General features: G+C 53.9%; 13 protein-coding genes. 9 read left to right on the top strand and 4 right to left on the bottom strand.

The window, feature by feature from the left end:
- Entirely contained in the window at positions 1 to 1,035 is a 1,035-nt protein-coding gene (locus TEU_RS02540; RefSeq protein ID WP_050002295.1) for an ABC transporter permease subunit, read from the bottom strand.
- Between the two features lie 164 nt (positions 1,036 to 1,199).
- Entirely contained in the window at positions 1,200 to 2,696 is a 1,497-nt protein-coding gene (locus TEU_RS02535; protein WP_050002294.1) for a radical SAM/SPASM domain-containing protein, read from the bottom strand.
- A 241-nt stretch (positions 2,697 to 2,937) separates the two neighbouring features.
- Between TEU_RS02535 and trm14 the strand changes: the two genes are divergently transcribed.
- A complete protein-coding gene (trm14, locus tag TEU_RS02530) occupies positions 2,938 to 4,035 on the top strand; it encodes a tRNA (guanine(6)-N2)-methyltransferase (RefSeq protein ID WP_050002293.1) in 1,098 nt (365 codons plus the stop codon).
- Positions 4,036 to 4,058: 23 nt separating this feature from the next.
- Here trm14 and TEU_RS02525 read toward each other — a convergent pair whose 3' ends face one another.
- The gene (locus TEU_RS02525; RefSeq protein WP_227738755.1) at positions 4,059 to 4,577 is read right to left on the bottom strand and encodes a cell division protein; all 519 of its coding nucleotides are present in this window, start codon (positions 4,575 to 4,577) and stop codon (positions 4,059 to 4,061) included.
- Positions 4,578 to 4,581: 4 nt separating this feature from the next.
- Positions 4,582 to 6,300: an OPT family oligopeptide transporter gene (locus tag TEU_RS02520; RefSeq protein WP_050002291.1), complete on the bottom strand. Its 1,719-nt coding sequence runs from the start codon at positions 6,298 to 6,300 to the stop codon at positions 4,582 to 4,584.
- Positions 6,301 to 6,739: 439 nt separating this feature from the next.
- On the opposite strand from TEU_RS02520, the gene TEU_RS02515 reads away from it, so the two are divergent.
- The 8 genes from TEU_RS02515 to TEU_RS02480 all read left to right on the top strand — a co-directional run bounded on the left by TEU_RS02515 (position 6,740) and on the right by TEU_RS02480 (position 13,846).
- Positions 6,740 to 7,126 carry a hypothetical protein gene (locus TEU_RS02515; protein WP_050002290.1) on the top strand — a complete coding sequence of 129 codons (387 nt, stop codon included), beginning with the start codon at positions 6,740 to 6,742 and terminating at the stop codon, positions 7,124 to 7,126.
- A gap of 109 nt (positions 7,127 to 7,235) precedes the next feature.
- A complete protein-coding gene (gene pstS / locus TEU_RS02510; RefSeq protein ID WP_050002289.1) occupies positions 7,236 to 8,399 on the top strand; it encodes a phosphate ABC transporter substrate-binding protein PstS in 1,164 nt (387 codons plus the stop codon).
- A gap of 48 nt (positions 8,400 to 8,447) precedes the next feature.
- The gene (locus tag TEU_RS02505; RefSeq protein ID WP_050002288.1) at positions 8,448 to 9,944 is read left to right on the top strand and encodes an alkaline phosphatase; all 1,497 of its coding nucleotides are present in this window, start codon (positions 8,448 to 8,450) and stop codon (positions 9,942 to 9,944) included.
- A 25-nt stretch (positions 9,945 to 9,969) separates the two neighbouring features.
- Complete coding sequence (locus tag TEU_RS02500) at positions 9,970 to 10,779, top strand: sugar phosphate isomerase/epimerase family protein (RefSeq protein WP_050002287.1); 810 nt, start codon at positions 9,970 to 9,972, stop codon at positions 10,777 to 10,779.
- Positions 10,755 to 11,669, top strand: a complete 915-nt coding sequence (pstC, locus tag TEU_RS02495) for a phosphate ABC transporter permease subunit PstC (protein WP_050002286.1) — start codon at positions 10,755 to 10,757, stop codon at positions 11,667 to 11,669. The genes TEU_RS02500 and pstC overlap by 25 nt, the downstream gene beginning before the upstream one ends.
- Positions 11,656 to 12,489 (top strand): phosphate ABC transporter permease PstA, encoded by an 834-nt coding sequence (gene pstA, locus TEU_RS02490; protein ID WP_050002285.1) that lies wholly within the window; start codon positions 11,656 to 11,658, stop codon positions 12,487 to 12,489. The genes pstC and pstA overlap by 14 nt, the downstream gene beginning before the upstream one ends.
- A complete protein-coding gene (locus tag TEU_RS02485) occupies positions 12,486 to 13,244 on the top strand; it encodes a phosphate ABC transporter ATP-binding protein (RefSeq protein ID WP_050002284.1) in 759 nt (252 codons plus the stop codon). Before pstA ends, TEU_RS02485 begins: the two co-directional genes overlap by 4 nt.
- Positions 13,241 to 13,846: a PhoU domain-containing protein gene (locus tag TEU_RS02480; protein WP_050002283.1), complete on the top strand. Its 606-nt coding sequence runs from the start codon at positions 13,241 to 13,243 to the stop codon at positions 13,844 to 13,846. The genes TEU_RS02485 and TEU_RS02480 overlap by 4 nt, the downstream gene beginning before the upstream one ends.
- Positions 13,847 to 13,854: the final 8 nt, after the last annotated feature.

Raw genomic sequence — 13,854 nt, 5'->3', positions numbered from 1 at the left:
TCAGCTCACCCTCGGGTCAAGTATGCCCTTAACAAGTTCAAGGAGCAGGGACATCAGAAAGCCGATGGTGGCTATTGACAGCAGAACCACGAAAAACAGGTGATAGTTAAACCTCATGACCACTCCTTGGGGAACCACGACCGTGCGTACGAAGCTGTTCCTCAGAAGGACGCCAAGCCCGCCAAGGCCGAAGAAGGCATCCACAATTAGGTAGTCGGTGGTCATTTCCATGAACTTCTGGACGCTGAAGGACGCGAGCAGTATTGAGATGTTCCGGAGCACGTGCTTTCGGAAGATAACCCCCTCCGGAATTCCTTTAGCCACTTCCGCGAGGATGTAGGGCTTGCCAAGCTCCTCCCTGGACGCATGGGCAACCACCGAAGCGAACTCCCAGACGTGGATAAGGAAAATCGCCCCCACAGGGAGAACCAGGTGCTTCAAAACGTCCAGGACGAGTGCAAACCCTGTTTTTGGAGGAACGGTTGTTATCCCGCTGATGGGCAGAAGGTCAAGTTTGACCGCGAAAACCGACACAAGGACGGCACCGACCCACCAAGAGGGCAGCCCAGCGAAGAAAAGTGCCAGGTTGTCAACGACCGTTGAGAGCCGTTTCCTCTTCACGGCGAGCCGACCGATGATGTAGCCGCCGAGCATGATGGCCAGCATAGAGACGGCCAGCACCAGAATAGAGACCCCGATTGAACGTCCCAGGTCGTAGTCATTCTGAGTCGAAAGGTACTTGAAACTCTTCTTCAGCAGGTCTATACCCATAACGAACAGGTTGTGGGTTCGCACCCCCGCACTCTTGGTCAGGATTCTATAGTAGTACTCCTCAACGCTGATTCCCTCGCGGGTGGCGTTTCGTTCAAGCTCGGAGTAGAACTCGGGATTAAAAATCCTGAAGGACTCTACAGCGTCATAAACGTAGTTCCAAGTACGTTTGTTGGCAGCGGCCCCCGCAACGAGGACAATAACCAGAAGGACGCAGAGGTATATCGCCACCAGCCGGGCAATGCTCTTGAACGGGAGCTTCATTTTGCATCATCCCCTAGATTAGACACTGGACAGTGGAAAAAAGTAAAGATTTTTAAAGAAAATCTCATCAGATTGGCTCAGGCCTGTAGCATATGTCCTCTGGCCACCAACACTCCATGTCCTTCGGGAACGGGCAGCCGCCATGGTCAAAAAGTGGGCAAGGTCTATTTCCAGACTTGGTGTTGTCTCCGGGGTTCACGACTTCGAACTCCATACTTCACCAACCTCCTTTTAATTTTTGACTCATCGGCCGAGGCCTCGCTCACCCCGGCAAGGGGTGAGTTGTACTTAAGTGATTTCAGCATTTTCTCGAAAACCACCGGGTGACTCCGCTTAACTTTGATGTAAAGCCACATGGAAAGCCGTATCAGCTCTCTAATAAACTCACAGTAATAGGGATCAGGTTTGTGAATATCCCCTGAATACATGTAGTTTATGTAATAACAACCCCCTCTGCACAAGGGATAAGCCCAACACTGGCTACATGGCTCCCTTGGGGGATTGAGAAGTATTTTTTGTATTACCTCAGAACTAATATCAACGCCAGATCTAATGTCCCCTATAACGAACCCGTCCATTCCCACAAACCTTTGACATGGATAAAGCCTTCCGTCTGAGGATATCCCAAAAAGTTTCCTACCAGCACCGCAGGGATAGAGAAGGGCGCGCCTCGAGGCCAGGATAGCAAAATACTTCCTAAAGTGGGAATACCTGAACATCGCTGTCTCCTCTATGTGCTGAAGTTCGTACTCGGCAACGAGTCTCAATTGCTCTTTCAGTGGTGGTATTATCTCGCGGAAGCTATTTGAGCCAATAGATGCGGGCTCAATGTGAACACTTCCAACACCGTTTTCTACAAAAAATCTAAAAATTTCAAAATACTTGTCAATCTGCTCCGGAAGTATGGTCGCCCTCACAGTCACAGGAACACCACTGGCAATGAGAAGCCGAAGATTTTTCATGACCACGTCAAACGTTGAATCACCTGTTTTAGTGGGCCGGTTGTGATTCTGTATCTCTCTGGGCCCATCCATACTGAAAACGACATTAAAGCGGAATTTTTTGAAGAAATCCACAACAGAAGGCGTTATCAAGTAACCGTTGGTTGTGATGCTGAAATTAACAGCCTTTCCTAATAAGGTTGCCCTCCGTGAAAGGGTTTCTGCAATGTATCTAAGTATGCGGAAATTCAGGAGAGGCTCACCCCCGAAGAAACCAACGGAGAGCTTGGAGGATCCCTTAGAAAGTAAAAACTCAATTATGTCATCTGCATCATTCTCATCACGGATCATAAACAGCGGAATCCCATGCTGCTGTTCATAACAATACACGCATTTAAAGTTACATGCACTCGTGAGATAGAGAGCAACAGAAGCAGGAACGACTTCCGGGGAGTTATAATCATCGTTCAAGCAATAAGGAACAGCATCCAAGGCCCTCAAGCTTTCTATTATCCTGTCCACATCTTCACGATTGAGTCTAGGGTGCCTTTTTAAGAACTCACTAACGCCCTCGTTAATTCCATACTTTTTAATGTGATTCAGTAGCTCATAACTCTCATTATCCAACCGAATAAGGTGGAGTGTCTTTGGTGAGAACAGAAGGTATTCATCTAGTATTTTATCAAGATACAGTGAACTAATGAATTCCTCGCTCTCCATTTACATTCACCACGTATAATTCTATAACATCCAAGCATATAAAAGTTACGTTCATAAAAATTAACAGTTCGACAAACGAACTTTCCAACAATAAGCAAAATGTCGCAATATACAACTAGAGATCATCATTTGAATACGTACTCAACTTGATAATTAAGTTATAAAAAGCACAGGGTAGAGTATTGATGGTATTGTTATTAGCTCAGCAAAAGCTTAAAAGACGTGCCGAGCACTCGTCATCATGAAGCTCCTGCTCACGACTTCACAGGGAATTGAAGACCTGGCAAAGGCCGAGGTGGAGGGCCTTCTCTCGCCCCTTGGAGTTCAGTTTCGAGTGGAGGAGAGACCTCTCGGTGTCGAGGGGAGGGTTTTGGCAGAGGTTGGCGAGGCCTTCTACACCGACGAGAAGGGACGGAAGAGGGAGCTAAGCGTTTCCACTTACTTAAACGAGCGCTCAAGGCTCCTCCACCGCGTGATAGTCGAGATAGCGAGCGAGAGGTTTGAGGGCATCGGTGAAGACGAGCCAGAGAGGGCCCTCAAGAGGATTGAGGACTTCGTGGCATCGCTTCCAGTGGAAAGACACGTCAAGGTCAGCGAGACATTCGCCGTTAGGAGCTTCCGGAAGGGAGAGCACAGGATAACGAGCGTTGATATAGCCAAAACCGTTGGCAAAGCCATATTCGACCGCCTGTCCCGGTTCGGGACTCCGAAGGTGAACCTCGACCACCCCGCTGTCATATTCAGGGCCGAACTGGTTGGGGACGTCTTCTTCCTAGGGATTGACACTACCGGTGACAGCTCGCTCCATAAGAGGCCCTGGCGCGTCTACGACCACCCCGCGCACCTGAAGGCGAGCATAGCCAACGCGCTGATTGAGCTGGCGAAGCCGGACGGCGGTTCTTTCATCGACCCGTTCTGCGGAAGCGGGACTATTCCAATAGAGCTCGCCCTCAGGGGCTACGGTGGAAGGATAATCGGCCTGGAGAAGTACAGAAAACACCTCAACGGGGCCAAGATGAACGCCCTCTCCGCGGGAGTCTTAGAGCGGATAGAGTTCATACTCGGCGACGCCACCAGGCTGAGCGAGTACGTCGAGAGCGTGGACTTTGCCGTCAGCAACTTTCCATACGGCCTCAAAATCGGGCGGAAGAGCATGATACCGAAGCTCTACATGGACTTTTTCAGCGAGCTTTCCAAAGTCCTCGAAAAGCGCGGCGTCTTCATCACGACGGAAAAGAAGGCCATAGAGAAAGCAATAACGGAGAACGGCTTTGAAATCAAACACCACCGCCTCATCGGCCACGGCGGGCTGATGGTTCATACCTACGTGATAGAATAGCCAAAGAGAAGAAAGGAGAGGGCTCAGACCTTCAGAGCCCTAACCGCGCTGAGGGTCTCCTTTAGGTCTTCGTAGCCGTAGCGGAGGTACTTCCTTCCCTCTTCTTCGTAGCCGTCTGCGAAGGCGCTCCAGGCCCTGTTGAGGGCTCTCTCGCCCCTGCTGAAGATGCTCATGATGTTTCCGTAGGTCATGAGGCCCTCTATCCTGAGGGGCTGGGCCTTCTCGGCGAACTCCTCGAGCTCCTCAAGGACTTTGGTGAGCTCCCTGACGACCTCCTCGCGCGGGGCGTCCATTATCTTCTCAATCCTGCTGATGGCATCGGTGAGGAGGGCGTCGAGCTCCTTGACGCCACCGGTTCCGCTCTCTGCCGCCCTGTGGAGCTCCTCCTTCTCACCCTGGCGCCTGAGGAAGATACCAACGCCCATTATGGCCAGGGAAACGGCCACACCGCCCCACATGGGCGGTATCCTCGCGGCGGTTATTGCGCCGACGATGAGGCCCGCTGTGAGCAGGACGTTTCCGACGAGCTTCTTCATTTCCATCACCTCACGGGTGGAGCACTCCCATGACTGTGAGGACGGCGAACAGGAGCGTCATTGCCGCCTCTCCGACCATAAGCCCTGCCGCGACCGGGAGCACCTTCTCAGTTATGAACTCGTGGCCCCTCTTCCTCTTGAGGACGTCATGGACGACACAGCCAAGTCCGTAGGGCAGGATGTAGAGCATCGGCAGGTACATTGAGAGACCCACGAGGACTCCAAGTCCGGGTATTCCGCTCATTGAGAGCGCAAAGCCGAGGATTCCTCCAGCTAAGAACTTGTCCACCGGGACGTTGCCGCCGAGGATAGCATCGACCATGGACTTGAGGGCCATTGCCTGCGGGGCAGGAACGGTCTCGTTTCCGATACCGTAGGCCCTCCAGATGAGGTCAACGACGGTGAGGGCTATTATCGGGCCTATCCAGGCGGTGAGGAGCTCGACCTTCTGCTGCCTAGAGGGAATTCCACCGACGAGGTGGCCGGTCTTGAGGTCCTGCATCATGTCGGCGGCACCGGAGATGGCGACACCGACGGTGGCTCCGAGGAGTATGGTGAGCGGAACCTGCTTGCCGGTGAGGTAGAGGAGTATCATGACCGACACGAGGGAGAGACCGGAAACCGGGCTCCAGTCGGTCATTCCAGTTGCCATGGCGACGAGCAGTGAGGCGACGAATATCCAGGCGACACCGACGAGCGCAGTGAGCAGGCTCCTGCCGAGGCCGAGACCGCCAATCTGGTAGGTGATGATCAGCAACAGGGCGAATGCAAGGGCTATTCCGGCGTAGAGGTACTTTATCGGGAGCTCCTCGTTCCTGCCTGTTCCGAGCTTGCTCGCGCTGGCTATGCTCCTGAGGGCCACGACGATGACTGGCATCGAGAGTATGAGGCCCGCTATCGAGCCGCCGAGGAGCATTCCGATACCGAGCGGCCTGGTCATGTTGGAGTAAACGAAGCCGCTGACCGCCGCACCGGTGACGTCGCTCGGGAGCCAGCCGAGGGCCTTGACTATTGGCGTGATGATGTAGTATGAGAGTATTCCGCCGGCGAGGACTATGAGACCGTTCCTTCCGGTGATGAGACCCATTCCAAAGACCATCAGAGAGAGGGCCATGCTGAAGTCAATCCACTCCGGGAGGTGGAGCACTGCACCGAGGTCAACGTACTCGGGGATTATCTCCGGAAGGCCGAGCACCGGGAACTGCTGGACGAGGTAGATGAGTGCGCTGACGGCCATGCCTATGAAGAGGAGCCTGGCCTTCTCGATTCCGCTTCCCGGGGTCTTGAGGACGGTCGCAACTGCCGTTCCGGTCGGGAAGCGGAGCCTGTCAATCTCGATCATCTGCTTCCTCAGCGGGATTATGAATGTGATTCCCAGTATCGCTCCCGCCGCGGTGGCAAGGAAGAAGTACAGCATGTTTATCTCTTCGTGGAGCCCCATGATGTAGAGCGCCGGGATGGTGAAGATGACTCCCGAAACGGAGATGTTGACCGCAGAGGCTATGGTCTGGACGATGTTGTTCTCAACGATGGTCCCCTTCTTGAGGATTCCCCTGAGGACTCCCCAGCCGACGATGGCAGCGATTGCCGAACCGCCGGAGGTGAAGCCCATTATCATTCCCGCGTAGGTAAAGCTGGCCGCCATGAAGGCGCCCCAGATGACACCGAGAACTATCGCCGCGGGAGTTATCTCACGGTAGGTCCCCTTCTTCGAACCGGCTTCTACCATCTCTCAACCCCCTGTACAATTTTGTGCACCCATGTCCATGTAAGGGACGAATGTGCAAACCGATAATGTTGCCCCGTTACGAAATTTAAAGTTTTTTAGACCTGTAAAAGTCAAGAAAGCCACGATAAAACCTTTAATGGGTCAAAAGAGGCCTTTTTGCCTTTTTAAGTTCCAACATGGATAAAAACACATCAACAGAATGAACAAATGAACACCAGCGCACATTACGACATCAACCACTCGAAAAAATTTAGAAAAGTAGTAGAGGGATGTGAACAATTACCCATAACATCAGCAGTTTCAAAAGAAGTTGAGGAGAACAAATCAAAGGGCCGAACAAAGATTAGGACCCCAAGGACAGTTGTGAAGACAACCAACGCCAGAACCACAGCAAACAAAACTTATAAGCATGTGGTATTATACTCCATTGGGTGGTCATATGAAGAAGGTCTCCATAATCCTGCTGACCATCGGGCTGGTCGTGGCGATAAGTGCCGGAACGTACTACTTAGTAACCCACTATTGCACTATTACCTATCAGTGGAAGACCAATCTCAACGACTATAAAGAGTACGGACTCTTGGGGGATTCAACTTTAAACGGCTACGTGAGGGCGGACGGAGAGATAAGCGTCTACATCATCACGAAGGACGATTTCAAAAAGCTCAAGGACGGCGAGCCCTTCGACTACTACCGGGCCTGGGAGCACGTGAAGAGCGTCGAGCTCAAGGACGTCAAAATCCCCAAAGGGGACTACGTCCTCGTCGTCAAAAACGAGGAGAATGGCATGCAGTGGATTTCGGTGAAGCTGGTGGACAAGAAGTAGCCTACCAACAGCCCTATAGATTATACATCTATATAGTTTTTGTGTGGCACTATGTTTTATTGCGACAATCTTTATATTTCATATCGTTATTCCCCAGTCGGTGAAACCAATGAAACGGCTCGCGGCACTGTTGCTGGTGTTCCTCCTCGGGATTGCCGTCCTGTCGAGCGGGTGTATAGGCTCGGAAGAGAAGAGCAGCACGAAGCCGAGCCCCGAGAAGGGGAAGCAGACTCAGTCACCCGGTGCTAAAGCCGACATCAAGGCCATAACCCTCCGCACGACGGGGGCGACCTTCCCGCAGTATCAGATTCAGAAGTGGATTAAGGCCTACATGAAGGCCCACCCGGACATTAAGATTGAGTATGAAGGTGGCGGAAGCGGCCACGGGCAGGAGGCGTTTCTAAAGGGCCTGACCGACATTGGGAGGACTGACCCACCCGTCAAGGAGTCAACGTGGAAGAAGTTCTTGGAAACCGGAGACCAGCCCCTCCAGTTCCCGGAGATAGTCGGCGCCGTTGTCGTTGTCTACAACGTTCCCGGTATCGATGAGCTCAGGCTCGATGGCGAAACCCTTGCGAAGATCTTCATGGGCGAGATAGAATACTGGGACGATGAGGCCATAAAGGGTCTCAATCCCAGCGCGAAACTCCCGCACGAGAAGATAATCGTCGTCCACAGGAGCGACGCGAGCGGAACGACGGCAATATTCACCACCTACCTCACCCTCGTGAGCAGGGAGTTTGCCGAGAAAGTTGGTGCAGGAAAGCTCGTCAACTGGCCGGTGGACAAGATGGGAAGGGGAATCGGCGGAAAGGGCAACCCCGGTGTTGTTCAGGCCCTCAAGAGCACCAAGTACAGCATAGCCTACACCGAGCTCTCCTTTGCTATAGAGGATAACCTCAAGGTCGTCGCCCTGAAGAACCGGGCAGGGAAGTTCGTGAAGCCGACCGATGAGAGCATCAAGGCAGCGGTCTCGGCCGTGAAGGCCTACATCCCAGACCCGACCGAGGGCTACAAGGAGGACCTCAAGGGGCTCCTCAACGCGCCCGGCGATAACGCCTACCCGATAGTGGCCTTCACCCACCTCCTCGTCTGGCAGAACAAGGGAGGAAAGCACTACAGCCCCGAGAAGGCCAGGGCAATAAAGGAGTTCCTGAAGTGGGTCCTCACGGAGGGCCAGAAGAATGAATACATCGCTCCAGGATATGTAGGCCTACCGAAAGAAGTTGCCGAAATAGGTCTCAAGGCCGTTGATATGATACAGGAGGGGTGATTTTTCATTTCCCTTTTGTCGAAAAGCAAAAAGAATGGGGGTGAAAAAATGAAAGGAAAGTCTCTTGTTAGCGGTCTGTTGTTGGGTCTTTTAATTTTGAGCCTGATTTCATTCCAGCCAAGCTTTGCATACTCCCCACACGGCGGTGTCAAAAACATCATAATCCTGGTTGGAGACGGCATGGGTCTTGGGCATGTAGAAATTACAAAGCTCGTTTATGGACACTTAAACATGGAAAACTTTCCAGTTACTGGATTTGAGCTTACTGATTCCCTAAGTGGTGAAGTTACAGATTCTGCTGCGGCAGGAACTGCAATATCCACTGGAGCTAAAACGTATAATGGTATGATTTCAGTAACCAACATAACCGGAAAGATAGTTAACTTAACAACCCTACTTGAAGTGGCTCAAGAGCTTGGGAAGTCAACAGGACTGGTCACCACTACAAGGATTACCCATGCAACTCCAGCAGTTTTTGCGTCCCATGTCCCAGATAGGGATATGGAGGGGGAGATAGCAAAGCAACTCATAATGCACAAAGTTAACGTCTTGTTGGGTGGTGGAAGGGAGAAATTCGATGAGAAAAATTTGGAGCTGGCCAAAAAGCAGGGATACAAAGTAGTTTTCACGAAGGAAGAGCTTGAAAAAGTTGAAGGAGATTATGTCCTAGGACTCTTTGCAGAAAGTCACATCCCTTACGTATTGGATAGAAAACCCGATGATGTTGGACTTTTAGAAATGGCCAAAAAGGCAATTTCAATACTCGAGAAGAACCCGAGCGGATTCTTTCTCATGGTTGAGGGCGGAAGGATTGACCATGCAGCCCATGGAAACGATGTCGCATCGGTTGTTGCAGAAACTAAGGAGTTTGACGATGTTGTCAGATACGTGCTGGAATATGCGAAGAAGAGGGGAGATACCTTGGTAATAGTGCTTGCCGATCACGAAACTGGAGGTCTTGCAATAGGTCTAACGTATGGAAATGCAATCGATGAAGATGCCATAAGAAAAATAAAAGCAAGCACGTTGAGGATGGCCAAAGAGGTTAAGGCAGGGAGTAGTGTAAAAGAGGTCCTCAAAAGGTATGCCGGATTTGTCCCAACAGAGGAAGAAGTCAAGTATATTGAGAATGCGCTGCACTCGACAAACAAGTATGCCCTCTCAAATGCAGTAGCCGATGTTATAAACAGGCGTATTGGTGTTGGATTCACCTCCTATGAGCATACAGGAGTTCCAGTTCCGCTCTTAGCTTACGGTCCCGGGGCAGAGAACTTCAGAGGTTTCTTACACCATGTGGATACAGCAAGATTAGTTGCAAAGTTAATGCTCTTTGGAAGGAGGAATATTCCAGTTACCATTTCAAGCGTGAGCAGTGTTAAGGGAGACATAACCGGTGATTACAGGGTTGATGAGAAGGATGCCTACGTTACGCTCATGATGTTTCTCGGAGAAAAAGTGGATAATGAAATTGAAAAGAGAGTCGATATAGACAACAACGGCATGGTTGACTTAAATGACGTCATGTTGATTCTCCAGGAAGCTTGACTTTCCCTCTTTTTTGGTGGTGGCCATGAAAGTCGGCGTAAACACCTGCATAGTTCAAGAGGTCAGCGGAAGGGGCTTTTCCCTTGAGGAGCTGGGCGTTGAAGTCTTGGAGCTCGGCTTTGATGACGTCGAGGTTCTCACAGAGGAAGGAATAAACTGGAGCATCCTAAAGGACCTCGCCGGCCTCGGGACGGAGTTCACCCTGCATGCACCAACCTCAGACGGGAGGAACGTCAGCGTCGACCTCGGCCGCTACAGCAGGATGAACATCGTGACGATGGAGCGCGTCCTCAAGATTGCAAGCGCCCTCGACGCCAATGTTGTGGTCGTTCATGGGGGAGATATAAGGGGGAGCTACCACAGGGCATTCGCGAACACGAGGAGACAGCTTATGGAGATCTCGGCCATAGCCGAGGACTACGGGGTCAAGTTCCTCATCGAGAACCTCACGGACGGCAGGATAGGGGCCTTTCCCCATGAGCTGCTGCCCTTCGTGGAGGAGAACGTCGGGATATGCCTCGACGTCGGTCACGCCTTCCTAACGGCCATGAAGTACGGCGTTCCAATGGACGAGTTCGCCCTGCTGGAGGCTGAGGAAATTCACGTCCACGACAACAACGGGATTATGGACGAGCACCTCCCACCGGAGGAGGGGATGATAGGGAAGAACTACATAGGGCGGCTCATCGAGGCCGTCGAGCCGGAATATGCGGTTCTCGAAATCAGGCGCTATTCAAGGCCCGAGAGCGTCTTCGAGGCGATAGATTTCGTCAAGTCCCTCAAAAAGGTCGAGGTTAAGGGGGTGGCCGTATGGGGGATGCCTTTAAGGCGATGACGTTTCCAGCTGTCCTCGCGGTTTTTATCCTCTTCGCCGGCATGCTGTTCGTCTACTTCACCCACGCCGTGCCGGCCTTCCACCGCTTCGGAATTGACGTCTACCTGAAGAACGTGTGGATAGCCGCCGAGAACCCGGAAGACGAGATCTACGGCGTCGCCGCTGCCATATGGGGGAGCATCTACACCTCGCTGATTGCAATAGCGCTCGCGCTCCCGCTTTCGATTTCTTATTCCATCTTCGTCGTTGATTACGCACCCAAGTGGCTCAAGAACCCCCTCATCATCATCTCCGACATAATGGCCGGGCTCCCGACGATAATCTACGGCCTCTGGGGGGCCCTCGTCCTCGTCCCGTTCCTCAGGGAGCACGTCATGAAGCCCCTTCACGAGCACCTCTCCTTTATCCCGCTCTTCTCCTACCCGCCGACGACCGGCTACAGCTACTTCTCGGCCGGCGTACTGCTCGCGATTATGATTACACCCTTCGCCTCGGCCATAATCAGGGGGGCCTACTCGATGGTCCCCTTCACCTACCGCGAGGCGGTCTACGCGCTCGGCGCGACGAGGTTCGAGGCGACGAGGCTCCTCCTCGGCTACATAAGGCCCGCAATAGTTTCAGGGACGATACTCGCCTTCGGGAGGGCGATAGGAGAGACCGTCGCGGTGTCCCTGGTTATAGGCAACACATTCAACATGACTTGGGAACTCTTCGCTCCCGGTTACACCGTTTCGTCGCTCATAGCGAACCAGTTCGGCAACGCGTTCATCTACGAGTACATGACGCCGGCCCTCTACGCCGCTGGACTTGCGCTCTTCGCGATAGGCCTCGCCGTGAACCTGCTCGGCCTCAGGATTCTGGGGAGGTGGGAGGAGAATGTCAAGGCTTAACGCAAGAAAGCTGAAGGAGAAGGTCTTTTTGGCCTGCGTTGGAGCCTTAACCTTCCTCGCAATCCTGCCTCTCTTCCACATCATCCTCACGGTAACCGCGAAGGGCCTGCCCGTCATAGCGGAGCGCGGGGGGAAGTTCATCACTGGGACGCTCTCCGAGGGCGGAATTGGGCCGGCCGTGGCCGGAACCTTCCTGCTGACCTTCCTCTCGGCCCTCCTCGGGCTTCCGGTTGCCTTCCTCGTCGGCCTCTACGCCTACGAGTTCCCGAACAGCACCATAGGCAGGTGGACGAAGACGCTCCTCCAGATAATGCTCGAATTCCCGACGATACTCGTAGGGGTCTTTGTGATGCAGGTCTTAGTGGTCCCGATGGGGACCTACTCTGCCATAGCCGGCGCGCTGGCCCTCGCGATAATCCTCACGCCCTACGTGGCAGTCTACACCCACGAGGCCATGCGCGAGATACCATTCACCTACCGCGAGGCGGCCTTCTCCCTCGGACTCACGAGGGCGAAGGTCCTCTTCCGGGTCTTAGCGCCGATGGCAAAGCGCGGAGTCCTGACCGGAGTCCTCATAGGCCTCGCCAAGGTTGCCGGAGAGACGGCACCGCTCCTCTTCACCGCCGGCGGGCTCTACGAGAGCTACCCCCACTCCGTGACGAAGCCCGTGGGGGCCATCCCCCTCCTCATCTACCAGCTCGTCCAGAGCCCGAGTAAGGCCGACCACCTGACGGCGTGGGGGGCCTCGCTCGTCCTCCTGCTGATTTTCCTCGGGATATTCGTCCCCATAAGGCTCAGCCTGAGGGAGGTGAAACTGTGAACCACGCGATTGAGACGAAGAACCTGAACGTCTACTACGGCTCAAACCACGTTATCAAGGGCGTTGACCTCCATATTCCCGAGAAGGGCGTCTTCGCGCTCATGGGGCCGAGCGGCTGCGGAAAATCAACGATGCTGAGGACGTTCAACAGGCTGATAGAGCTCAATGAGAGCGCGAGGGTCGAGGGGGAGGTCAGGCTCTTCGGGAGGAACATCTACTCCCCCGATGTTGACCCGATAGAGGTCAGGAGGCAGGTGGGGATGGTCTTTCAGTACCCGAACCCCTTCCCTCACCTGACGATTTACGAGAACGTGGCCCTCGGGCTGAAGTTGAACAACCTGCTCCCGAAGGATGAGATACCGAAGAGGGTCGAGTGGGCGCTGAAGAAGGCGGCCCTCTGGGACGAGGTCAAGGACAGGCTCGACGACTACCCCTCCAACCTGTCCGGCGGCCAGAGGCAGAGGCTCGTCATAGCGCGGGCCCTCGCGATGAGGCCGAGAATCCTCCTGATGGACGAGCCGACCGCGAACATAGACCCCGTTGGAACAGCGAAGATTGAGGAGCTCCTGTTCGAGCTGAAGGAGGAGTACACCATAGTCCTCGTCACCCACTCCCCGGCCCAGGCGGCGCGCGTCTCGGACTGGGTGGCGTTCCTCTACCTCGGGAAGCTGATAGAGGTGGGCCCGACGAGGAAGGTCTTCGAGAACCCGGAGCACGAGCTGACCGAGAAGTACGTGACGGGGGCGCTGGGATGAAGTGGAAGGCGATGGAGAAGGCCCGGAACCTTTTAGAGGAGCTCGGGGGAACGGTACTGACCGCCATGGAGACCCTCGAAAGGGAAGCCAAGGAAAACGAGCCCGGCGAAGTCGAGGAGCTCTTCTGGGAGGCGGTGGACCTGAGGATGAAGCTCAACGACGTGCTCATAGAGATACTCCTCCGCTACCAGCCCCTCGCGAGGGAGTTGCGCTTCGTCCGCTCGGCCCTCGACTCATCCTACGACCTCTACAGGATAGCGAGGCACCTCTCGCGCATGGAGGCGCTGCTCTTCATAGGCAGCCCCGAGTGCGCCCGGGACGTGGCCGTCGGGGGAATGAACCTCATCAGACCGTGGCTGACCATCGGGCTGGAGGCCCTAACCCGTGGCAGGCCATACCCGGTGGAGGAGCTCCCCTTCCTCGAGTCGTCCTTCGAGGACTTCTGGAATGAGAACGTGAAGACGGAGAGCCCGACGGCCATGGGAATGCTGATGCACTGCGAAGGCATCTACAACCACACCAAGGATATCCTCCGTTCGGCCCTCTACTACCTTGAGGGCTCGAAGGGGCTCGAGAGGACCCCGATACTCTTCATCTCGTGAGGTGATAG

Origin of the sequence: Thermococcus eurythermalis (genome assembly GCF_000769655.1) — an archaeon.
GTDB classification, from domain to species: Archaea; Methanobacteriota_B; Thermococci; order Thermococcales; family Thermococcaceae; genus Thermococcus; species Thermococcus eurythermalis.
The sequence above is the reverse complement of the archived record's forward strand: the minus strand, read 5'-3'. Positions and strand labels throughout refer to the sequence as shown.